The sequence below is a fragment of the Vibrio sp. STUT-A11 genome, from assembly GCF_026000435.1.
Lineage (GTDB): Bacteria > Pseudomonadota > Gammaproteobacteria > Enterobacterales > Vibrionaceae > Vibrio.
The window spans coordinates 2,318,738-2,340,763 of sequence record NZ_AP026763.1; the positions used below are offsets into that span (position 1 = coordinate 2,318,738).

18 protein-coding genes are annotated in these 22,026 nt (G+C 45.5%); 4 read left to right on the plus strand and 14 right to left on the minus strand.

All coding sequences use genetic code 11. The features are described 5' to 3' along the window. Positions 1 to 44: 44 nt before the first annotated feature. Positions 45 to 395, minus strand: coding sequence for a purine nucleoside phosphoramidase (gene hinT / locus OO774_RS10855; protein WP_264902391.1), 351 nt, complete (start codon positions 393 to 395; stop codon positions 45 to 47). A 315-nt stretch (positions 396 to 710) separates the two neighbouring features. Here hinT and OO774_RS10860 point away from each other — a divergent pair, with 315 nt between their 5' ends. Both OO774_RS10860 and OO774_RS10865 read left to right on the plus strand, forming a co-directional pair. Next, positions 711 to 2,702: a methyl-accepting chemotaxis protein gene (locus OO774_RS10860; RefSeq protein WP_264902393.1), complete on the plus strand. Its 1,992-nt coding sequence runs from the start codon at positions 711 to 713 to the stop codon at positions 2,700 to 2,702. Between the two features lie 154 nt (positions 2,703 to 2,856). Further along, positions 2,857 to 4,017 (plus strand): DUF1887 family protein, encoded by a 1,161-nt coding sequence (locus tag OO774_RS10865; RefSeq protein WP_264902395.1) that lies wholly within the window; start codon positions 2,857 to 2,859, stop codon positions 4,015 to 4,017. Between the two features lie 124 nt (positions 4,018 to 4,141). Here the strand turns inward: OO774_RS10865 and udp are convergent, their stop codons facing one another. The 4 genes from udp to OO774_RS10885 all read right to left on the minus strand — a co-directional run bounded on the left by udp (position 4,142) and on the right by OO774_RS10885 (position 9,926). Next, positions 4,142 to 4,900 (minus strand): uridine phosphorylase, encoded by a 759-nt coding sequence (udp, locus tag OO774_RS10870; protein ID WP_014231269.1) that lies wholly within the window; start codon positions 4,898 to 4,900, stop codon positions 4,142 to 4,144. 311 nt (positions 4,901 to 5,211) lie between these two features. Next, positions 5,212 to 7,515: a zinc/cadmium/mercury/lead-transporting ATPase gene (locus OO774_RS10875; protein ID WP_264902397.1), complete on the minus strand. Its 2,304-nt coding sequence runs from the start codon at positions 7,513 to 7,515 to the stop codon at positions 5,212 to 5,214. Positions 7,516 to 7,690: 175 nt separating this feature from the next. Beyond that, complete coding sequence (locus OO774_RS10880) at positions 7,691 to 8,110, minus strand: CBS domain-containing protein (protein WP_264902400.1); 420 nt, start codon at positions 8,108 to 8,110, stop codon at positions 7,691 to 7,693. 196 nt (positions 8,111 to 8,306) lie between these two features. Beyond that, on the minus strand, positions 8,307 to 9,926 hold the full coding sequence (locus OO774_RS10885) for an NAD(P)/FAD-dependent oxidoreductase (RefSeq protein WP_264902402.1): 1,620 nt from the start codon (positions 9,924 to 9,926) through the stop codon (positions 8,307 to 8,309). 208 nt (positions 9,927 to 10,134) lie between these two features. On the opposite strand from OO774_RS10885, the gene fdxA reads away from it, so the two are divergent. Beyond that, positions 10,135 to 10,458 (plus strand): ferredoxin FdxA, encoded by a 324-nt coding sequence (gene fdxA, locus OO774_RS10890; protein WP_014231265.1) that lies wholly within the window; start codon positions 10,135 to 10,137, stop codon positions 10,456 to 10,458. A gap of 70 nt (positions 10,459 to 10,528) precedes the next feature. Here the strand turns inward: fdxA and OO774_RS10895 are convergent, their stop codons facing one another. Both OO774_RS10895 and OO774_RS10900 read right to left on the minus strand, forming a co-directional pair. Next, positions 10,529 to 11,263, minus strand: coding sequence for an RNA methyltransferase (locus tag OO774_RS10895; protein WP_264902405.1), 735 nt, complete (start codon positions 11,261 to 11,263; stop codon positions 10,529 to 10,531). 225 nt (positions 11,264 to 11,488) lie between these two features. Then, positions 11,489 to 12,229: a type 1 glutamine amidotransferase gene (locus OO774_RS10900; RefSeq protein WP_264902407.1), complete on the minus strand. Its 741-nt coding sequence runs from the start codon at positions 12,227 to 12,229 to the stop codon at positions 11,489 to 11,491. Between the two features lie 412 nt (positions 12,230 to 12,641). Between OO774_RS10900 and OO774_RS10905 the strand changes: the two genes are divergently transcribed. Further along, positions 12,642 to 14,129, plus strand: a complete 1,488-nt coding sequence (locus tag OO774_RS10905) for an aldehyde dehydrogenase (RefSeq protein WP_264902408.1) — start codon at positions 12,642 to 12,644, stop codon at positions 14,127 to 14,129. A 95-nt stretch (positions 14,130 to 14,224) separates the two neighbouring features. On the opposite strand, the gene OO774_RS10910 is transcribed toward OO774_RS10905, so the two are convergent. From OO774_RS10910 to OO774_RS10940, 7 genes are all read right to left on the minus strand, one after another. Then, positions 14,225 to 14,767 (minus strand): cupin domain-containing protein, encoded by a 543-nt coding sequence (locus OO774_RS10910; RefSeq protein WP_024372708.1) that lies wholly within the window; start codon positions 14,765 to 14,767, stop codon positions 14,225 to 14,227. Positions 14,768 to 14,809: 42 nt separating this feature from the next. Then, a complete protein-coding gene (locus OO774_RS10915) occupies positions 14,810 to 15,652 on the minus strand; it encodes an ABC transporter permease subunit (RefSeq protein WP_264902411.1) in 843 nt (280 codons plus the stop codon). After that, entirely contained in the window at positions 15,649 to 16,566 is a 918-nt protein-coding gene (gene potH, locus OO774_RS10920) for a putrescine ABC transporter permease PotH (RefSeq protein WP_264902413.1), read from the minus strand. Before potH ends, OO774_RS10915 begins: the two co-directional genes overlap by 4 nt. After that, positions 16,563 to 17,705, minus strand: a complete 1,143-nt coding sequence (potG, locus tag OO774_RS10925; RefSeq protein WP_264902414.1) for a putrescine ABC transporter ATP-binding subunit PotG — start codon at positions 17,703 to 17,705, stop codon at positions 16,563 to 16,565. Before potG ends, potH begins: the two co-directional genes overlap by 4 nt. 49 nt (positions 17,706 to 17,754) lie before the next feature. Further along, positions 17,755 to 18,864 (minus strand): extracellular solute-binding protein, encoded by a 1,110-nt coding sequence (locus OO774_RS10930; RefSeq protein ID WP_264902415.1) that lies wholly within the window; start codon positions 18,862 to 18,864, stop codon positions 17,755 to 17,757. Between the two features lie 44 nt (positions 18,865 to 18,908). Beyond that, positions 18,909 to 20,258, minus strand: coding sequence for an aspartate aminotransferase family protein (locus OO774_RS10935; protein WP_020332830.1), 1,350 nt, complete (start codon positions 20,256 to 20,258; stop codon positions 18,909 to 18,911). 123 nt (positions 20,259 to 20,381) lie between these two features. Next, positions 20,382 to 21,713 (minus strand): glutamine synthetase family protein, encoded by a 1,332-nt coding sequence (locus OO774_RS10940; protein ID WP_014231255.1) that lies wholly within the window; start codon positions 21,711 to 21,713, stop codon positions 20,382 to 20,384. Positions 21,714 to 22,026: the final 313 nt, after the last annotated feature.

Here is a 22,026-nt window from a genome sequence, read left to right on the forward strand (position 1 = left end):
AGAGTATAAATTGGGTGGCGTATTCACCACCCTATTGATGCAGACTAACTTACTACCATTGGCCCTAAAGGACGGCCGCCCAATAGGTGCATGTGAATGTGATAAACCTCCTGACCACCATGTGGGTTGCAGTTCACGATCAAGCGGTAACCGTCTTCAGCAATGCCTTCGTCTTCTGCAAGCTTTCTCGCGACGGTAAATAGACGTCCCAGCATCGCTTCATCTTCAGCTTCGACATCATTCACTGTCGGAATCAATTTATTTGGGATAATAAGGATATGGCTAGGCGCGCGCGGGTTAATGTCACGAAAAGCAGTCACTAAATCGTCTTGGTAAAGAACATCAGCTGGGATTTCCTTACGAATAATTTTACTAAAGATAGTCTCTTCCGGCATAGGTACTCCATTTTATAAGTTGTGTAACGTAGTTAGTATGCGCCAACCCTAAGCAGAGCTCAATAAAAACAGTGTTCACTTAACATTATTCATTAAGGTATTTAAAACAAAGCTTTTTTTGTAGCCTGCGTCATAAAATGCGCGTCGCATAGTCAATACAATCCGGTTAATTTTGTTACATTTTTAAGACAACTATAAATTATCTCCAAATTACTTACAGATACTGACCAAATATGGACTAAACCACTACGAAGCCAGCATTTTGACGTTATTTGGAAACCTTTTTGTCTATTTTCTGGGAGAGGACGCTCACGTATGCGAGGTTCAGTAATTAAACGGATGTATGCTGGTTTTGGACTTATCATCATCCTGTTCGCCGTCACTATTGCCATAATGATGGGCGGAATGAATGACATTCATGGCAAGTTTCAGACCGTATCCGAGTCATCTTTACCGCTGGTTTCGCTATCGAACCAAACCAGTGTCGAGTTGCTTTCAGCAGATAAATCTTTCAAAGACTTTCTGACAACAGAGAATAAACAACGCATGGACGAAATGCGTCAGGAATTCGCCAAATCTCAACAACGTTTTGAATCCACCCTGGAGCAATTAAAATCCGCGAGTGAAATCTACCCTTCCCTAGCCGAACCATTTGCCAAGCTGAAATCATTAGAACGAAGCTACTTTACAGAAGCTATCGAAGCGATGGATAACTACGAATCCATGTTCTCAGCCCAAGAAGCGGTTCAGAAATCTTCACGACGCTTCCAAAAGCTGAATACTGAACTTTCTATCGGGCTAAAAGAATACGTTGATGATCAATCTAGTATCTCGGTGAAAGTGATGGCGAAAAGCTACTTCATCAAACTGAAAGACGCCGAAGTGATCACCTCAGATGCCTTAGCCAGCTCTAACTCTGAGTTTGTTACCAAAGCCGTCACTAAAAACCGCAAAGCGATATCGCACTTAAACGACGCGTTCCGTGGTTTGGCTGCACAATTGCCTGAACTTCAAAAGGCCTTTGGCGATTCTGTCGAACAGTTCACCCGTGATGTGGGTAAACGTGGTGGCGTTCTGGATCAACACAACAGCTACCTCACCGCTCGCTCTGCGCTGTATGCCAACATAGCAAACCTTACCAGCAAAGTAGACGCAACCATGGCGATTCTGAAGCAGTTTACAACTACCGCCACAGATAAATTAAATGACTCCCTTGCTGAGGCGGGTGATATATACTCTGCAGGTGTCACAAAAGCCATGATCATTGGTGTTGTCGTCGTGCTGTTTGCTGCCGCCATCGGCTATCACATTGCTCACAGTGTGCGCGAACCTCTGACCAAGATCCTGAACGTACTTGAGAGCTTAACCGAAGGAGATATGACGCAGCGAATAGATATTCGTTACAAAAATGAATTCAGTCGGGTAAGTGGCCACATCAATTCTCTCGCTGACAGCCTGCACAACATTCTGGTTAAATTGAACGATGCGTCTGAAAACTTAGCGTCTACGGCCGCCACTAACGAGCAAACCTCTTCCTTAGCCCAGAGGCAATTGAACTCTCAACGTGAACAGACCGCGAATGTCGCGACAGCCATGACAGAAATGTCTCATTCCGTTCAGGAGGTGGCACAAAATGCTCAAAGTTCTCTAGAAATGGTCCAGCGTGTAGAGTCTGCTTCAGAAGAAGGTCGTAATACGATGAGTGGCAATATAAGCACCATTAATCAACTGGAGACGCGTTTACATGAATCTGTCAGTGCCGTATCTGAATTACAGAAGATGAGCGGACAGATTGGCTCTATTCTGGATGTAATTCGTAACATTGCCGAGCAAACCAACCTATTGGCGCTGAATGCTGCCATTGAGGCCGCTCGCGCTGGCGATCAGGGGCGTGGTTTTGCCGTCGTCGCCGATGAAGTACGTGTGCTTGCCTCCAGAACCACAGAATCCACTACGGAAATTGAATCGATGATCAGCAATCTGCAATCGAGTTCCCTTTCCGCCAACCACGTCATTCAAAGCTGTATGAACGATATGGAAGTCTCTGTGGAGCAAGCTTCAAAAGCCAATAGCTCGATGGAAGAAATTCAGGCTCTTATCATCGAAATCAGTCAAATGAGTACCCATATTTCGCAAGCAGCAGCGGAGCAGAGTGAAACATCAGCAGACATCGCACGTAGCATTGAAGACATCAGCAATATCGCAGATAAAAGCTATCAGGCAATGTCGAGCATCGCACAAACCAGTGAGTCGCTGACCAACCTAGCACATCAACAAAACGCACTGGTGCACCGCTTTAAGCTATAGGGGGCGTTACCGGAACTGGTTCAACCAACTGTGCAAGGGCGACTTTTTATGATGTCGCCCTTGTTTTTTATACGCCGTGTCTACATATCGTTAGTATGGCCGGCTCATCCTCTTGCATATCTATTTTCGAGCGGCCGCATAAAAAGGAAAATCTATGGCTGTTCATGTTGGTATTATTGACCAAGACCCAGTGAGGTTGGTTACTCCCCTGTTGGATAATCGCACACTAAGTTCGCATATAGTCTTCATCGGCGACTCAAGCCAAAAAGAAATGTACAACCGGTTGAGTTCCGTATTAACGCAGCGCGAGATTACCTCCGAATTCTTTGAGATCCCTTCCGCAGTCAATACCTCGTTGATTAAACAGTCGATTCAGAAATTAGCGAAAGACCTTCATGACCGCGGCGAAGAAGTAAAACTCAATGCCAGCTGTGGCCTCAGACATCGTCTACTTTCTGTTTATGAAGTCTTCCGCACTTATCACTGGCCAATCTTTGTGGTTGAACCAAACAGCGACAAATTATGCTGGCTTTACCCTGATGGCCAAGAAGACACCCAGGTAGAAGACCATATTAAGATTGCCGATTATCTGACTATCTTTGGTGCTCGAGGCGAGTTCCAATACCTTGACCTTCCTCCTCTGCTGGATAAAAAGCTATACGATTTAGGTGAACGTTGGGCATCAAACGCTCTTGAGCTTGGCCCTGGCTTAGCGACACTGAACTACCTTGCAACGACTTGCCGTAAAGAGCAGAAGTTGGATGTAGAGCTGTCTGAAAAGCAACAAGGCTATCGCGAGCTCAATATGTTGATTAGCGATCTGGTTGAGGCGCACATTGCCACCTACGAAAACGGTATTCTAACCTTTGCGAATGAAGATGCGCGTCGCTTCTCTAACGGCGAGTGGCTAGAAACTTTGGTGCACAGTACGGTTAAGCAGATTCAAGACACCATGCCAACGATTCAAGACCGCTCATTGAACGTTCAGGTCTACCGTAAGCTTGGTGAAAGTGAAGTGCGCAATGAACTTGATGTGGCTACAGTGGTAAACAACAAGCTTCACATCATCGAGTGTAAAACAAAGGGTATGCGTGATGACGGCGATGACACGCTGTATAAACTGGAATCACTGCGCGATTTGTTAGGTGGCCTACAAGCTAGGGCAATGCTGGTCAGCTTCCGTCCGCTACGTCATAACGACATTACTCGTGCCGAAGATCTGGGATTAGCTCTGATTGGTCCTGATGAGCTAAAAGATCTGAAAACACACCTTACTGCGTGGTTTAAAGCGGCAGGTGGTTCGGACGAAGTTTAATCATCAACAAAATACAAAAAGCAGTGGAAACGCTGCTTTTTGTCATTGTTAGTACAACCAAAAGCAAAAAGCCAGAGGTTTCCCCTCTGGCTTGTTCGATTCTCTTGCGTCAATGAAAGACGAATTAAAGCATTTTACGCGCTGCTTCTACGACAACTTTGATAGAACGAGCTTCTGTCTCTTTCAGAGTTGAGTGATCCGGGATCTCTTTTTGCGTACGGTTGATAATAACACCTGCAACACAACCTGCTTTAAGGCCAGAGCTTGCACACATGGTTAGCAGTGTCGCTGACTCCATTTCAAAGTTCAGCACGCCCATGTCTTGCCACTCTTTCATTGAACCTTGGAAACGCTTAACAACACGGCCAGTAAATGTATCGTAACGTTCTTGGCCTGGGTAGAAAGTATCACTTGATGCTGTTACTCCCATATGAACAGTAGCACCCGACTCTTCCACAGCGGCTTTCATCGCAGTCGCCACATCAAAATCAGCGACCGCAGGGAACTCCATTGGCGCGAAGTGCAGGCTAGCACCATCCAGACGAACAGAACCAGTCGTCACAATCATGTCACCAACGTTTACGTTTGGTTGGATAGCGCCAGTGGTACCAACGCGGAGGAAAGTACGTACGCCAAGCTGAGCTAACTCTTCAACCGCAATAGAAGTCGAAGGGCCACCAATACCAGTTGAACAAACCACAACAGGCTTACCGTCCAACTCTGCACGGTATAGCGTGTATTCACGTTGGCTTGCAAGAAATACTGGGTTCTCCATTTGCTCTGCGATTTTTTGCACGCGGGCAGGATCACCTGGAATAATGGCTAGAGTCGCACCATTAAGATCAGCTTCAGTAACACCTAGATGGAATACAGCTTGAGACATAAGTCGCTCCTTATTGTGGCTTATTTTTTCGGCAATAAGCTCATTAATCTGTGGTTGGGTACAGAAGAACTGTATCGAACCTTAACGGGATATATAGTGATATCAGTCACACCAACAAAATGTAATTCCATACCACTTTCACATAAAATAGATCATGGTCACATTTTTATTGAAACAAAAACATAGTTGCATATTAAATGAGAGGCTATGGACGCCTGACTATCAATCAGGAAAATATTGAGTCTAGGGAAACAAAAAACCCGAGACACTCTCATGTTCCGGGTTAAATATAGTGCAACTTTGTTTCATTACTACCTGTGTTTCGACTTAAAGCGTAACAGTCGCAGGGCATTCAGCGTGACTAAAGCCGTCGCCCCGCTGTCTGCCAGTACCGCCATCCAAAGTCCAGTAATACCAAACAAGCTCGTCACAAGAAAAACGCCTTTCAGGCCAAGTGCTAACGCAACGTTCTGGCGAATATTGTTCATTGTCGCACGTGACAATTCGATCATTGCTGGTAGTTCTGACAGACGATTATGAGTCAGAGCCGCATCTGCCGTTTCAAGTGCCACGTCTGTCCCGCCTCCCATGGCAATACCAATACTGGAAGCCTTCATCGCTGGCGCATCGTTGATTCCATCTCCCAACATTGCAACGGTATGCTGCTTCGAAAGCATTTCAACATAATGTACTTTGTCGGCAGGCAACAAACTGGCTTGATAATCTAACCCTATTTGATTGGCGATGGCTTCCGCGCTACGAGGGTTATCTCCCGTTAACATCACAGAGCTGATACCTAACCCTTTCAGAGCAGAAACGGTAAGTTGCGCATCTTCACGTAACGTATCCTGCCAGGTAATCAAACCCACGATTTTCTGCTCAAAGCGCACAATAACCACTGTTTTCCCCGACGATTCCAGATCAGTAACCTGATCTTGTATATCTTGGGAAAGCTGAAATTCCGCTTTCGACGGGGCTATTACCTGAATTAACTTACCTTCCACGAGCCCTGTTATGCCCGAGCCAACCTGCACAGTTTTTTCGCTTGCTTCTGGTATTGTGATACCCAACTCTTTGGCCTTATTGACCAACGATACGGCTAATGGGTGACTTGACCCCACTTCAATCGACGCAGTATGGCTCATTAACTGCTCTTTAGTTACGCCATATGCCAACACATCGGTGACTTTTGGCTTACCCTCGGTCAGCGTACCGGTTTTATCAAAAGCCACCGACTCCACTTTCCCAAGCAACTCTAATGCGGCACCGCCTTTGATTAATGCACCGCGACGAGCTCCCGCCGCTAAACCTGAAGTAATCGCAGCTGGTGTCGAGATAACCAAAGCGCACGGACAAGCGATCAGCAGCAGTGCCAACCCACGGTAAATCCAAGTCTCCCAAGGTTGAGCAAACAGCACTGGCGGAGCAACAACGACCACCAACGACACTAACATCATTAACGGCGTATACCATCGGCTGAACTTATCTAAGAAACGTTCCAGCGGGGCTTTTCGTGATTCTGCCTCTTCAATCAAATGTAAGATGCGATCAATCGCATTATCGCCCTGACGAGAAGTAACTTGCACCTGCACTACCTTATCGACAACCACGGCACCCGCCATGATTTTGCCGCCTTCTTCGTATTCAACGGGCACGGATTCTCCAGTCAGCGCGCTTTCATCAAAGCTGGCCATTGAGTTCATTAGTATGCCGTCGGCAGGCATACGACCTCCGGGCGCTACTTCAATTACATCTCCTGGCTGCAGTTGAGAGGCTGGTACTTCTTTGCGCACCCCCTCTTGAATCAAGATCGTGTTTTCAGGAACCAAATCCATCAGGGCCTGAATACCACTACGAGCACGCGATGATGCATACGCTTCTAACTTTTCACCAATAAGGAAAAGCAATAGCACCATCGCCGCTTCTGCGGTTTCACCTAAATATAATGCGCCTAACGCTGCAACGCTCATGAGGGTTTCAATCGCAAACGGCGTTCCCCCTTTTGCTAACTTCACCGCTTTGCGTGCGATAGGAAACAGGCCAAGCAGACAGGTGAGAGTGAATATCCATGAGCTCACTTGAGGGCTCACATTGGCAACCACAGCAGCGACTAACATGGCTATAGAGATAGACAAAATTTGCAAATTGTCTGAAATAACACCGCGCCAACCTTTAATTTGATTTTTCTTCATTGGTTTATCGAGTGACGCAAGTGGAAAGCCCGTCTGACGAGCGGTTTGTTCAATAAGAGAGGTAAGTGAATGGTTGTCGAAATCCACGATCAGTTTCTCAGTAGAAAACAACACTTTTGCATTGCTGACACCGTCTAAACTGGTAATGGCTTTTTCAAGCTTTAAAGCACAGGACGGACAGTCCATATCAGAGACCAGCCAACTATTGCGGATAGAAGCATTGGACAGTTTTTCGGGGGCTTCTTCTTCGGGGGAATCTGAACTGCAACCGCCGCCACTGCAGCAAGCGCTTTCTGTTGTATCAACAGAGGCTTGGGTAATATTAGCTGTCGGTTTGGTTGGCTCACAACAGGAGTCACTCGCCCCTAACGGCACCGCCAATTTGATTTTGCCTGATTGGCAACCTTGATGTTTCGTACACATACGTCGCTCCTTACTGGTGAAAAGCTCTTCATCTAACAATAAGGATAAACCTTAGAGTAAGCTCCAAGGTCAAGTAGATTTACTAAAAATCTTTTTCTAGCTAAAACTAAAAAAACTCACACTAAAAACAAAAAGACGCCAGTGCGCCTTTTTGTTTATTTTGATGTTCCGAGGTTTATACCGGATGCATGAAACACTCATCAAGCGTCACACCGATAGCTCTGAGTACGTCACGTCTGGTTATAATCCCAACTAACTTTCCTTTATCATCAACCACGGGATAAACTTTGGGTTTACCAACTTTCATCATATCCGCCAAATCGATGATCGACATTTCTGGCGAGACCGAAAGTACATCATCATGCATACATTCTTGAACCGTATGTGTGTCTTGGCAGTGATAACTTGCTTTAACCAATTTATCCAACAAGTCCTGTTCTGATAAGAATCCCACTACCTTTTTATTCTCATCGATAACTGGCCCACCGAGATTGACACTTTTCATTACCTTGTTCAAAGCGGCTGTAAGCGACATATCTTTGGTGAAGGTCACTGCTTGCAACGTCATGTAATCTTTTACTTTTAATGAAGCCATTCTTATCTCCTTAACACCATTTCTTGCGGCCTTAAGGTAAGTGTCGTCTAATTTTTTGATTTTACTAAATGGAAAGTGCCAATTTTGCTTATAGCCTTAGTCTATTAATCTTTACTCTAAATGAGAAAGAGAACAAACATAAAAAAACCAGTCAGAGGAACTGACTGGCTTTAGGAGCTTGATAAAGGTGGTTAAATTAATCGTTTTCCATCGCAGCAACAATATCGCGTGCGACTGCTTCCGCGACTTTGATACCGTCGATACCAGCAGACAGAATGCCACCAGCATAACCAGCACCTTCTCCCGCTGGATAGAAACCCTTCAAGTTGATGCTCTGGAAGTCTTTACCACGTTTAATACATACCGGTGAAGAAGTACGAGTTTCCACACCCGTTAACAGGCCATCATCTGAAGCAAATCCTTTGATCTTGCGGTCAAAAGCAGGGATCGCTTCACGAATCGCTTCAATTGCGAACGGTGGTAGTGCTTTCGACAAATCAGTCAGTTTAATGCCCGGTGTGAATGATGGTTCCACATCACCCAACTCACTTGGATCGCGACCTTTCAGGAAATCACCAATCTTCTGTGCTGGCGCGTCGTACGTCTCACCACCTAGCGTGTAAGCGCCAGATTCCAACTCACGCTGCAAGCGGATACCTGCAAGCGGATCACCCGGGTAATCCAATTCTGGCGAGATGCCTACAACAATCGCACTGTTCGCGTTACGCTCTGAACGAGAGTATTGGCTCATACCGTTGGTTACTACGCGGCCTTCTTCAGACGTAGCTGCAACCACAGTACCACCCGGACACATACAGAAGCTGTAAACAGTACGGCCATTCTTACAGTGGTGCACCAGTTTGTAATCCGCAGCACCAAGAATCGGATTACCAGCATTTGGACCAAAGCGCGCTTCATCAATCATCGATTGCTTGTGCTCAATACGGAAACCAACCGAGAATGGTTTTGCTTCCATGTAAACGCCACGATCATGCAACATTTCAAAAGTGTCACGAGCACTATGACCAACCGCAAGAACGATGTGGCGAGACTTGATTTCTTCACCATTAGATAGCGTTACACCCGTAATCTGACCATCTTCCATGTGAAGATCATCCACACGTGTGCTAAAGCGGATTTCACCACCCAGTTCGATGATTTTCGCGCGCATTTTCTCGATCATCGTAACCAGTTTAAAGGTACCGATGTGCGGCTTACTTACGTAAAGAATTTCTTCTGGTGCACCCGCATCGACAAATTCAGTGATCACTTTACGACCGTAGAAGTTTGGATCTTTTACCTGACTGTAAAGCTTGCCGTCAGAGAACGTACCTGCTCCGCCCTCACCAAACTGCACGTTTGACTCTGTGTTTAGCGCACGCTTGCGCCAAAAACCGAACGTGTCTTTAGTACGTTCACGTACTTCTTTGCCACGCTCAACAATGATTGGGTTAAAGCCCATTTGAGCCAAAACCAGACCAGCAAACAAACCACAAGGACCGAAGCCGATAACCACAGGGCGCTCTTTCAGGCTTTCAGGTGCTTTCGCGACAAATTTGTACTCCATATCTGGAGTTTGGCGAACATGTGGGTCTTTGGTAAACTTCTCTAGCAGCGCCGCTTCATCACCTTCAACAATGATGTCTAGCGTGTAGATCAGCTGAATATTGGTTTTCTTACGAGCATCGTAGCCGCGTCTAAAGACGTTAAAAGAGATAACTTTCTCAGCAGGAATGCCAAGCTTTTTAGTGATCGCGTCTAATAGCGCGCCTTCCTCATGGTCTAGAGGAAGTCTAATTTCATTAATACGAATCATATCGATGTCTCGGGTAGTTGGTGTCTTAGCCAAAACCCTGCGAAATACAGGGTCAGCTCACAATGGCGCGCATTTTACGAGAAATTGAATTGTCTGTCATACTAAATCAAAGTGAGAGGGGCTATTTAACCTATCGAATGTTGAATTTTACCTTGGGACGAGTATTATCCCCTTTCTTTGATTTTGACTAACTTAAGAGCGGATTATCATGGCATTTGTCGTAACCGATAACTGTATCCAATGTAAATACACTGACTGTGTCGCAGTGTGCCCGGCTGATGCCTTTCACGAAGGGCCAAACTTCATGGTAATCAACCCAATAGAGTGTATCGACTGCGGCTTGTGTGTTGACGAGTGTGACGCTCATGCGATTTTTCAGGAAGATGAAGTCCCAGAAGATCAACAAATCTATACGGCATTAAATGCAGAGCTTGCTGAGATTTGGCCAGTACAGACTGAGGTAAAACCAGCAATGGAAGACGCCGAGAAATGGAACGGCGTGCCAAACAAGCTAGATATGTTGGAAAAATAAAAGCATCCAAAACGAAAAAAGCGTAATAACCGAAGTTGTTACGCTTTTTTTGTCTTTCAATTTCGCTGAATTAGCTGTGTTGACGACGCATATTGTCCAAAATGATGCCAGTCGCCATGGCAACGTTAAGCGACTCTGCACCACCAAAAGCTGGAATGGTGACTTTGTCAGTCACGAATTTCGACGCTTCTTCACGCACACCGTGTGATTCACTGCCCATCAGTAAGATACCTTCGGCAGAGAAATCGGTTTTATGCACGCTTTCCCCTTCCAGAAACGCGCCGTAGACTGGCAAGTTCGCTTGTTCTAAGTAGCTAGGCAGGTCGACAAGACTAACCTGAACTCGGCCAAAGCTGCCCATCGTCGCACTGATGGTTTTAGGATTGTACGGATCCGCACAGTCCGAACTCGCAATAATGTGCTTAATGCCATACCAATCCGCGACGCGAATGATGGTACCTAAGTTACCCGGATCAGACACGCCATCCAATGCAATCATCAAGCCTTTCGCCTGAGGCACTTTCGTACTTGGAATTTCTACGACCGCAATTGCCGCGTTGTTACTAACCAGCGTACTGGCTTTGGTCAGGTCGTCCAGTGATGCTTCGATGCAGTCAAAGTGACCAAGCTCTTGACGGTGCTGTTCAAGAAATTCCGCGGTAGCAAAAATCTGTTTAACCGTTAACGAACTCGTTGCTAACTCCAGTACGTTCTTTTCACCCTGAACCAGAAATAAGCCGTGCGCTTTACGTTGCTTCTTTTGACCCAAAGCACGAAGCAGTTTTAATTGGTTTTTTGAAATCATGAAAATATCCCAGGAGAAAATGGTTAAGTACCGAATAAAACGGAGGGATTATAGAGTAAAGACGTGCGCAGCTAAAGAGAGGTTGAAGTGAGAAGTTAAAGATAGCTAGCGAGTTTAAGCGGTTTCTGACTGGAAGGCCTTTGTCGTCATCTGCAACCGACGACATTCGAATCATTAATAATGCTGATATAGAATGCCGCGGTCACAATGGTAATCCATTCTTTATTAGCCGACTTTCTGCATTTCCTCAGAGCCTATCCTTTGCTGATCACGCGTAAAGAAAGCGTCCATCCAATGCAAAAAAAGAGCAGAATCGTTAGGCTTCTTCAACTGAGCAAACGCATCCTCATACTGACGCTCAGACAGCAGGTGTTGACGCTTTCTCACCAGTAGTTCGGTAAACTCGGAGCTGAATTCGGGATGACCTTGTACGGTTAAAATATGATTGTCTTTAACCAGCATGAAGTTAGGGCAAAAGTCATTGCCAGCGATAACACTCATCTCTTTGGGTACAATCACCACTTGATCTTGATGGCTTACCAGCATACGTGCACTGTTAATGGCAAGATTCATCCATTTCTTAAGTGCCACGACTTTTACCTCATAACTGCCCAAGCCCCAACCTTTCTCAGACTTTTTCACCACCCCACCAAGTGCTCTGGCAATTAACTGATGTCCGAAACAAATCCCGACCAGTGGCTTTCTTCTTGCTTCACAGCAACGGATCCAATCCGCTAAATCCAGAATCCATGGCAAATCATCATAAGCGTTGTGCACGCTACCAGTAATAATAAAACCGTGGCACTCATCAAAACTTGGTAACTCACCTTTTATCGCGTCAAAGTTTTGAAACGTCATCGCGTCATTCACGCTAGCAAAAGCGCTTTCAATCATATCTGCATATTGGCCGTGGCCATCAGACAAAGGTGGATCGACATATCCGCAGGTTATTATCCCAATTTTCATTATTCACCTATCATCCTTGAATTTACATTTCACTTGATTTTAAGCCTTTTGATCATCAAGCGGCGATACTTTTCATTCTAGTATCAAATCGTACGTCATCTATTCCATACCGTAATTCAATTAACGCACCCCAATATTTAACAAGATAGACTAAATACGCAGTTTTTATATCTAAAAATCATAAAATACTGAACACTTTGTTGATTTCTCTACATTCACTATCTACGTTTTGATTAGTTTATTTATCAAACCTTTCGTTCACTGCTATCAATTAGCTCGATTCAAGCACGATTTTTTAACTTTAACGCAATGGAGAGAAAACAGCGTTAAACCTTCTTTGCATATTTAATCGCTAAGTAGGTTCAGCACTTCATCAGAAATACAAAAACAGAAAAAGGAATAAGGACACAGAATGGACACTACAAACTGGCATGATAAAGCCACTGAGTTGAGATTTAACACACAAGCCTACATCAATGGAAAGCTCACTAACGCTATTAGCGATGATACCTTCGAGATTATTAACCCAGCAACGGGCAAACACCTTGCTCACGTGGCGCGTTGCCGAGAGGAAGATGTCGAGATTGCGGTTAAAGCCGCGCGTGATGCTTTTCATTCCCGAGTCTGGGCAGGACTGCCACCAGCGCAGCGCAAGACGGTATTACTCAACTACGCCAAACTTATCGAACAACATAAAGAACAGTTCGCTCTTCTGGAGTCTTTAGATATGGGGAAGCCCATTTCTGATGCAATGGGATACGATGCGCCAGCCACTGCTCGCTGCATACAATGGAACGCCGAAGCGATTGATAAAATTTACGATGAAGTCGCCCCCGTAACTGAAGAAGCACTCGCACTGGTGACAAGAGAGCCTTTAGGTGTCGTCGCTGCCATTGTTCCTTGGAACTTTCCTACCGTGATGGCGGCTTGGAAAATTGGCCCGGCATTAGCCACTGGTAACTCAGTCATCATCAAACCATCGGAAAAATCGCCTCTCACCGCTATTTTACTCGCTGAATTAGCTTCTCAAGCCGGGATTCCCGACGGTGTGCTTCAAGTTCTGCCTGGCTTTGGTCATGAGGCAGGGCAAGCACTCGCGCTTCATCAAGACGTCGACTGCATTACTTTTACTGGCTCTACGGCTATCGGGAAGAAATTATTGACCTTTGCTGGTGAATCCAACCTCAAGCGAACCTTTATGGAGTGTGGTGGCAAGAGCCCTCATATTGTCCATTACGATGTGAAAAACATTGAGAAAGCGGCTGCCACTGCAGCAAGTGCTATTTGCTATAACCAGGGGGAAGTCTGTACCGCTGGATCTCGTCTTTTGGTTCACTCATCCATCAAAGATCAATTCATCGATCTATTAATGAAGAACATGGACAAATGGCAACCTGGCGATCCTCTTAACGACAGCTCACGTGTAGGCGCGATTGTCGATAAAGCTCAGTTTGAACGGGTACTCGATTATATTGAGGTGGGCAAACAAGAAGGTGCAACACTTCGATTTGGTGGCCAACCCGTTCTTGAACATACAGGCGGCTACTTTATTCAGCCTGCTGTCTTCACAGACGTGACACCTGACATGCGTATATTCAAAGAAGAGATATTTGGTCCTGTACTTTGTGTGACGACATTCGACACGATTGATGAAGCGATCGAGCTTGCCAACGACAGTGAATATGGCCTTGCTGCAGGCGTGTGGACTTCCGATATTTCCACTGCGGTAAAATGCTCGCGCACGCTAAGAGCCGGTACCGTATTTGTGAACAACTGGGACGGCGGAGATATGACAATGCCGTTTGGTGGATACAAGCAAAGTGGCAATGGCCGGGATAAGTCTTTACATGCATTAGACAAATACACTGAGGTCAAATCTACATGGATCGAACTTGACTAGTCTTTTTGTCTCATCACCGCATTCACCGTTACTAAAAATGCCCCGTGATTAAAAATGGCCTCGTAACAGAGGCCATTGTTTTCGAAAGCGAGTATCTAAAACGTTGGTGGTGTCGAAGCGCTTATCAACTCACACTCCACCTTGCCTTTATTGCGAAATCGGTGTGGCTTACGCGTCTCAAAATAGTAAGAATCACCGGCTTTCAGTACCTGAGTGCGACTGCCTACCGTGATCTCTATTTCTCCGCGAATCACCACGCCGCCTTCTTCACCTTCGTGCTGCATGAAATCAGTGCCGGTATCAGCACCTGGCGGGTAAACTTCATGCAATATGGCAAGTTTTCGACCTTCTCGTTTCGCACCCACTAACATCAGATTAATTTTGCCATCACCTAAATCCGTCATCTGTTCCGGACTAAAAAAGATGTCATCCTCGGATTCAACGTCTAAGGTAAAAAACTCGCCCATTGAGATGGGAATCGCTTCCAGTATCTTTTTTAGTGACCCGACAGACGGATTAACAAGATTCTGTTCAATTTGAGAGATCATGGAGTTAGTCACGCCGCTTCTCTTCGCAAGCTCTCGTTGAGATAAACCACGCATGGTTCGGATCGTCTTAAGTTGCTTGCCTACATCCATGTCTCTATCCATGTATCTCTCCTAGTTTGTCAGCGAATGCCTCTACTGCTGGCTCATTTTCGCCTCTTGTAATCGCCGTTTCTCCGCTTTAGCGAGCACCCACCACGCAATAAAGGTGGCACAGGAGACAGCTAAAATAATCAACGTCGCGAGGGCATTAATTTTAGGACTAACGCCTAGTCTAACGCTGGAGAATACCACCATTGGTAGCGTTGTAGCACTCGGACCAGATACAAAACTTGCAATCACCAAGTCATCGAGTGATAACGTAAACGCCAGCAGCCAGCCTGCAACAATAGCAGGAGCAATCGTTGGTAAGGTAATTTGCACAAAGACCTTCCAAGGCGGAGCCCCCAAATCCATCGCTGCCTCTTCGATTGAGCGATCAACCTCTTGTAACCTGGAGCTAACGACCACCGTAACGTATGCCGTGCAAAACGTAACATGTGCAATCCAGATAGTCATCATTCCGCGTTGATTAAATAAATCAAACACTTGCCCCATCGCAATGAAGAGTAACAGTAAAGACAGACCGGTGATCACTTCTGGCATCACCAACGGCGCCGTGATCATAAACGCGAATCCGGTTTCACCTCTAAATTTCCCGAAGCGATTCAGGACAAACGCCGCGATAGTACCCAGCACCACAGCGGCGCTGGCAGAGAGAAAACCAATTAACAAGCTCAGCTTTACCCCGCCCATTAATAAGTCATCGTCAAATAGCTCTGAATACCACTTAAAAGAAAACCCGGACCAAACGGTCACTAAGCGGTTTTCATTAAAAGAATAAATTATCAAAATCAAAATAGGTAAATAGAGAAAGGCAAAGCCTAATCCTAAAACCATCCACTTCCATTTATTGTTGTAAACTGGAATATCATTCATCCCTGTACCTCCAATTCACGTTTTTGGTAACGATGGAACCACAGAATTGGCACCATTAGTATCAGTAACATTGTGGTGGCGACAGCCGAGGCAACGGGCCAATCTCGGTTATTGAAAAATTCTTGCCATAACACTTTACCTATCAGGATCGAATCCGGCCCGCCAAGCAGTTCAGGAATAACATACTCCCCAACTGCAGGAATAAAGACCAACATGGAACCGGCGACAATACCCGCCCGAGTTAACGGTATTAACACACTAAACAATGTGGTGATTGGTTTAGCGCCTAAATCACTCGCGGCTTCTATCAGTGAATAATCCACTCGCATCAACGCGGTATACAAAGGCAGGACCATGAAAGGCAGATAGGTATACACAATGCCGATATATACGGCGACATCGGTGTGCAATATCTTTAATGGTTCATCAATCGCCCCAATGGTTAACAGTACGTTATTGAGTAATCCATTGTTTTTGAGGATACCTATCCAGGCATAAACTCGAATTAAGAAACTCGTCCATGAAGGCAGAATGATCAGCATCAGCAGGACGTTACGCGTTGAGGGTGTGGAATGCACGATAGCCCAGGCAATTGGAAAACCGACCACTAAACACAGTAACGTTGAAATGAATGCGATACGTATCGATTCTAAATAGGAAGACACATACAAATCATCTTCCAGCAAGTATTCGTAGTTACCGATATTCAGCAGTAGCTGCAATTGCTGCTCGGCATAACTGAGCAGTTCAGAATAGGGAGGAATCGAGACCTGAGCCTCGGCGAAGCTGATCTTAAATACGATCAAAAATGGGAGTAAGAAGAACAGTAACAACCATCCATAAGGGACAGCAAGCAGTAAGCACTTGGGCGTGGGTATGACACGCCAGATATCGAGTTTGGCTTTCTTTATCATATTTTAAGTACCACGCAGCTTTCCATTTCCCAACTTAGCGTGACCTTCTGTTCCCACGTCGGCATGTCTTTTCTCAAGCGAGTGGTATTTTGTAAGGTTGCCGTGACTAATTTTCCAGAAGGTAAACGCACGTGGTAGATAGATTGATTACCCATATAGGCAATATCTTCAACGATCCCTGTGCAGCTGTTGACCGAATGATTGCTATGTGTGCTCAACGCCATTTTCTCTGGCCTAACCGCAATCATCACGGGAACCCCTGTCACACCAGAAATGCCTTCATTAATACAAATCGGGTGTTCAAGCTCTTGACTGCGCACGGTGCAACTATCGTTTTGATTATTTTCCAATATGCCTTCAAAGATATTTACCGTGCCGACAAACTTGGCAGAGAATTTCGAATTCGGGTGTTCATAGATCGATTCTGGAGAGCCAATTTGCACAAACTGACCTTTATTCATAATCGCCATTCGACTGGCCATGGTCATGGCTTCTTCTTGATCGTGGGTCACCATCACACAAGTCACCCCCACACGCTCTAAGATATCCACCACTTCGAGTTGCATTTTTTCTCTTAAGTTTTTATCTAAAGCGCCCATTGGTTCATCCAGAAGCAGCAGTTTTGGCTTTTTCGCTAAACTACGAGCCAGTGCAACACGCTGTTTCTGACCACCAGAAAGTTGATGAGGTTTGCGTTTGGCATAGTCAGACATATGGACCAGCTCTAGCATCTGTTTGACGGTTTGATTGATTTCTTGGCGTGACATGCCGTCCTGCTTTAAACCAAATGCAATATTGTCTGCAACGGTCATATGAGGAAACAGCGCATAGGATTGGAACATCATATTGACCGGGCGACGATACGGAGGTATCTCGGCAAGATCTTCTCCATCTAAAATAATCTGCCCTGCTGAAGGTTGCTCGAAGCCAGCAAGCATTCTCAGCAACGTTGATTTTCCACAGCCCGATGCGCCAAGCAGGGCAAACAGTTCACCTTGATTGATCGTCAAATCCAAACCATCAACGGCGACGTGACCATCAAAGCTTTTGGTGAGACCTTTGATTTCTAATAAGGGTTTTGGCGGGTTAGAATCCACATGCATATGAGGAACATCATTACAAATTGACATCACTGTCATGGCACTCTCCATAAAAGAGGCGACCCTAGGGTCACCTCTTTGTCTCTATCTAGTTTTTAACAAAATCTGTCCACGCACGAGTCATCGCACGAGCGGTTTTATGAGGTAACATTTTCGCGCTGTAGAGCTTCTCTTGTGTTTCCTCACTAGGGTAGATGCCTGGATCATCCAGAATCTCACTATCAATGAACTCACGCGAAGGTGGGTTTGGATTCGCGTACCAAACGTAGTTACTGATTTCTGCGATAACTTCAGGTCTTAGCAGGAAGTTAATGAAAAGGTGGGCATTTTCTGGATGCTTAGCATCTTTAGGAATGGCCATCAAATCAAACCAAGCTAAAGCGCCCTCTTTCGGAATTGAGTAAGCAATCTCAACACCGTTATCCGCTTCTGCCGCACGATCTGCCGCTTGAAGAACATCTCCGGACCAACCGATGGCGACACAAATGTCTCCATTGGCTAAGTCATTAATGTATTGCGAAGAGTGGAAGTAAGTGACATAGGGACGGACAGTTTTGAGTAACTCAAGCGCATCTTTTTTGTAGTCATTCGGATCCGTACTATTAGGATCTTTGCCAATGTAGTTAAGTGATGCCGCCATGATCTCTGATGGCGCATTCAAAAAGCCCACACCACATTTCGCCAGTTTTTCCATGTTCTCTGGTTTAAAGACTAAATCCCAGCTGTTGACCGGAGCATCTTCTCCAAGTGCCGCTTTGACCTTCTCGACGTTGTAGCCAATGCCTGTCGTGCCCCAAAGGTACGGCACCGAATAAGCATTTTCAGGGTCGACGGTCTCTGACAAAATTCCCATCAGTTTCGGGTCCAGGTTTTTATAGTTGCTCAGCTTTTCTTTATCCAACTCCTGAAAAGCGCCAGCTTTTACCTGTCTGCCCAAAAAGTCATTACTCGGTACAATAATGTCGAAGCCAGTGTTACCTGACAGAACTTTTGCTTCCAGAACTTCATTAGAATCAAAAACATCGTAGACAACCTTAATGCCCGTTTCCTGCTCAAATTTAGCGATGGTATCTTCAGCAATATAGTCAGACCAGTTATAGATATTGAGTACTTTGTCTTCCGCAGCAATTGATGTTAACGGGGCTAACCCAAGAGTCATCCCCAACGCTACCCCACAATAAACCTTCATTTTCTCCATTTGGATCTCCATTCCTTGGTGAGTTTTGGTATTGTTCTCGTCGGCTACTGCTGAACGTCGGCGAGCGTGTTATCTAAAGCCAGTTTTGCAAGTGCAACTAATTCGTCTATTTCTGATTTCGTGATGATCAGTGGTGGTGAACAGATCATTGAGTCTCCTACGGCTCTCAATACCACGCCACTGTTAAAGCAATGGTCGCGACATCGAGTACCCACATCTAACTCTTTATCGAATCGTTGTTTGGTTTGTTTGTCCTTCACAAGCTCAATTGCACCGACCAGACCAACGCTACGCGCTTCACCAACCATTGGGTGCTCAGCGAGCTCTGCCCAGCGTTTGGCAAAATATGGACCGGTCTCTTCTCGTACTTGATTAACAACGCTGAGACGTTGCATCTCTTTAATGTTGGCGATGGCAACCGCACAAGAAGCAGGATGACCTGAGTAAGTAAAACCGTGTGCGAATTCCGTATCTGCATCGGTGAGTACTTTGGCAACATGATCACGAACCATCACACCACCTAGCGGCAGGTAACCTGATGTGATGCCTTTAGCCATACACATAAGATCTGGCTTTATGTTGAAGGTCTGACTTGCGAACCATTCGCCAGTGCGGCCAAAGCCACAAATCACTTCATCAACAATCAATAGAATTTCATATTTGTCACAAATACGTTGGATTTCAGGCCAGTAGCTCGATGGCGGAATAATCACGCCACCAGCACCTTGAATAGGCTCTGCAATAAAAGCAGCGACATTTTCTTCACCAAGCTCCAGAATCTTCTCTTCTAGCTGCCTTGCGCGCTCTAAACCAAATTCGGTTTCATCGACGCCATTTCCTTCACCAAAATAGTAAGGTTGATCGATATGCACGATGTTAGGCAAAGGAAGACCACCTTGCGCATGCATCGCAGACATGCCACCGAGACTTGCCCCCGCCATAGTGCTGCCGTGGTAAGCATTTTTACGGCTGATGATGGTTTGCTTTTGCGGTTTACCAAGGCTACTCCAGTAGTGACGAACCATTCTCACTACCGTGTCATTACACTCAGAACCTGACCCCGTATAGAACACATGGTTCATGCCTTCTGGCGTGACCTCCGCCAGTAAAGTAGAAAGCTCTACCGCTGGTGGGTGTGCGGTTTGGAAAAACAAATTGTAGTACGGCAATTCTTGCATTTGCTTTGTCGCGGCATCAATAAGAGGCTGACAGCTGTAGCCCATATTCACACACCATAAGCCCGCCATACCGTCGAGGATCTTGTTGTCATCCTCGTCATAGATGTAAACCCCTTCCGCGCGCTTAATAATGCGAGAACCTTTGTCATTTAACGCCTTGAAGTTAGTAAAAGGGTGCAAGCAATGTGCACTATCTTGCTCAATCCATTTAGACATAGTTTCATTCCATGGTTGATTAATAACGTGAGCACTACTTTCCCTTTATCCGCAAAGATAAATGGTTCGACGGTAACGTTCGCACTAGGAGAAAGTAGCTTTCACTTGATAATTAAGTTTGACTTATACGTTTAAGAGTAAGAACTCACGCTCCCAAGAGCTGATAACTTGAAAGAACGTTTTGTACTCTTTTCGCTTAATTGCCACGTAAGCAGAAACAAATCGATCACCGAGAATTTCTCTCAGCTCGTCACTGTTTTCCAGCAGCAATAAAGCATCTTCTAATGTATGAGGAAGTGAGTAAGGCTCTGTCGTCATGTCACCTGTACTCTGTGGTGTTGGCGTAAGTTTTTCTTTCATACCCAAGTAGCCACAGGCCAATGACAATGCCATCGCTAAGTAAGGGTTCGCATCCGCACCGGCGTAACGGTTTTCAATCCGGCGGGCATTCTTATCAGAGACCGGAACTCGAAGCCCTACCGTGCGGTTGTCCTCTCCCCAAGCCACGTTGGTAGGCGCTGATTCGCCGAAGACTAGTCGACGGTAGGAGTTAACGTTTGGAGCAAAAAAGGCAATCGCAGCCGGGGTATATTTTTGCATGCCAGCAATATAATTGAGGAACAGTTCGCTGTTAGAACCGTCTTCGTTGGCGAACAGGTTCTTGCCGTTCACATCCACCAAGCTTTGGTGAATGTGCATCGCACTACCTGGTTCATGCTCCATTGGTTTAGCCATAAACGTGGCATAAACATCGTGGCGCAATGCGGCTTCTCGCACCGTGCGCTTAAAAAGAAACACCTGATCTGCCAAATCTAACGGTTCACCGTGATCGAAATTCAGCTCCATCTGAGCGGCACCCGATTCATGAACTAATGTATCAACGTCCAGGCCTTGCGCCTCACAGAAGTCATACATATCTTCAAAAATCGGATCGAATTCATTCACAGCATCGATACTGAAGGATTGTCTGGCCGTTTCTGGTCTGCCATTTCGGCCAATCGGCGGTTCAAGCGGATAGTCCCAGTCCAGATTTTTCTTAACCAAGAAAAACTCTAGCTCTGGTGCCACTATTGGGTTCCAACCCTCTCTTTCGTAGAACGATAAAACGCGACGTAATACCGCTCTTGGGGAAACTTCTACTGGCTCACCATCCACTGTGAAACAGTCATGAATTACCTGACCTGTTGGATCTTTTGTCCATGGAACTAACCTAACCGTATTTGGATCTGGCTCGAGATTCATGTCTTTCTCGGTGAGATCAATCATGCTTTCATCGTCTGGCCAGTCACCGTTTACCGTCTGGAAAAAAATCACTTCGGGAAGATGCATCCCTCCTTCTCGAAGAAATTTTTTGGCGGGCATAATTTTGCCTCTTGCGTTACCAGTAATGTCAGGGATAAGACACTCGACTTCAGTAATACGGTTTTCTTCAATCCATTTCTTGAATGTTTCCATAAATCCTTCTTTGCAATAATTTCGGTCCATGAAATACAGCTTTATGTTTACAGCTTTGCGTCCGCTTAAAAACGACGAACAACAAAATAACACTCGTATGTTTTTCTAATCCCAACTACCGAACCTATCGGGTTGAGTACAAAATCGCCCGTTGCTAACCCACCTCAAAAATCATGGATGTATCAATAAGCCCTATTTAGCATTGTGCCTAACTCGCCCAAAAGTCAACCAATCTGTTAAATATTTTATATCAAGATACAGCATCGGTGAGGTTGAAGTTACAAATGTGTTGCAATTTCCTAAACAATATGTG

Coding starts and splice junctions, on each gene's coding strand:
- OO774_RS10880 (WP_264902400.1), bottom strand. CDS start 8,110: ATGGCTTCATTAAAAGTAAAAGATTACATGACGTTGCAAGCAGTGACC.
- udp (WP_014231269.1), bottom strand. CDS start 4,900: ATGTCTCAAGCTGTATTCCATCTAGGTGTTACTGAAGCTGATCTTAAT.
- fdxA (WP_014231265.1), top strand. CDS start 10,135: ATGGCATTTGTCGTAACCGATAACTGTATCCAATGTAAATACACTGAC.
- OO774_RS10915 (WP_264902411.1), bottom strand. CDS start 15,652: ATGAATGATATTCCAGTTTACAACAATAAATGGAAGTGGATGGTTTTA.
- OO774_RS10875 (WP_264902397.1), bottom strand. CDS start 7,515: ATGTGTACGAAACATCAAGGTTGCCAATCAGGCAAAATCAAATTGGCG.
- OO774_RS10910 (WP_024372708.1), bottom strand. CDS start 14,767: ATGGATGTAGGCAAGCAACTTAAGACGATCCGAACCATGCGTGGTTTA.
- potH (WP_264902413.1), bottom strand. CDS start 16,566: ATGATAAAGAAAGCCAAACTCGATATCTGGCGTGTCATACCCACGCCC.
- potG (WP_264902414.1), bottom strand. CDS start 17,705: ATGACAGTGATGTCAATTTGTAATGATGTTCCTCATATGCATGTGGAT.
- OO774_RS10935 (WP_020332830.1), bottom strand. CDS start 20,258: ATGTCTAAATGGATTGAGCAAGATAGTGCACATTGCTTGCACCCTTTT.
- OO774_RS10895 (WP_264902405.1), bottom strand. CDS start 11,263: ATGATTTCAAAAAACCAATTAAAACTGCTTCGTGCTTTGGGTCAAAAG.
- OO774_RS10900 (WP_264902407.1), bottom strand. CDS start 12,229: ATGAAAATTGGGATAATAACCTGCGGATATGTCGATCCACCTTTGTCT.
- OO774_RS10865 (WP_264902395.1), top strand. CDS start 2,857: ATGGCTGTTCATGTTGGTATTATTGACCAAGACCCAGTGAGGTTGGTT.
- OO774_RS10930 (WP_264902415.1), bottom strand. CDS start 18,864: ATGGAGAAAATGAAGGTTTATTGTGGGGTAGCGTTGGGGATGACTCTT.
- OO774_RS10860 (WP_264902393.1), top strand. CDS start 711: ATGCGAGGTTCAGTAATTAAACGGATGTATGCTGGTTTTGGACTTATC.
- OO774_RS10885 (WP_264902402.1), bottom strand. CDS start 9,926: ATGATTCGTATTAATGAAATTAGACTTCCTCTAGACCATGAGGAAGGC.
- OO774_RS10905 (WP_264902408.1), top strand. CDS start 12,642: ATGGACACTACAAACTGGCATGATAAAGCCACTGAGTTGAGATTTAAC.
- OO774_RS10940 (WP_014231255.1), bottom strand. CDS start 21,713: ATGGAAACATTCAAGAAATGGATTGAAGAAAACCGTATTACTGAAGTC.
- hinT (WP_264902391.1), bottom strand. CDS start 395: ATGCCGGAAGAGACTATCTTTAGTAAAATTATTCGTAAGGAAATCCCA.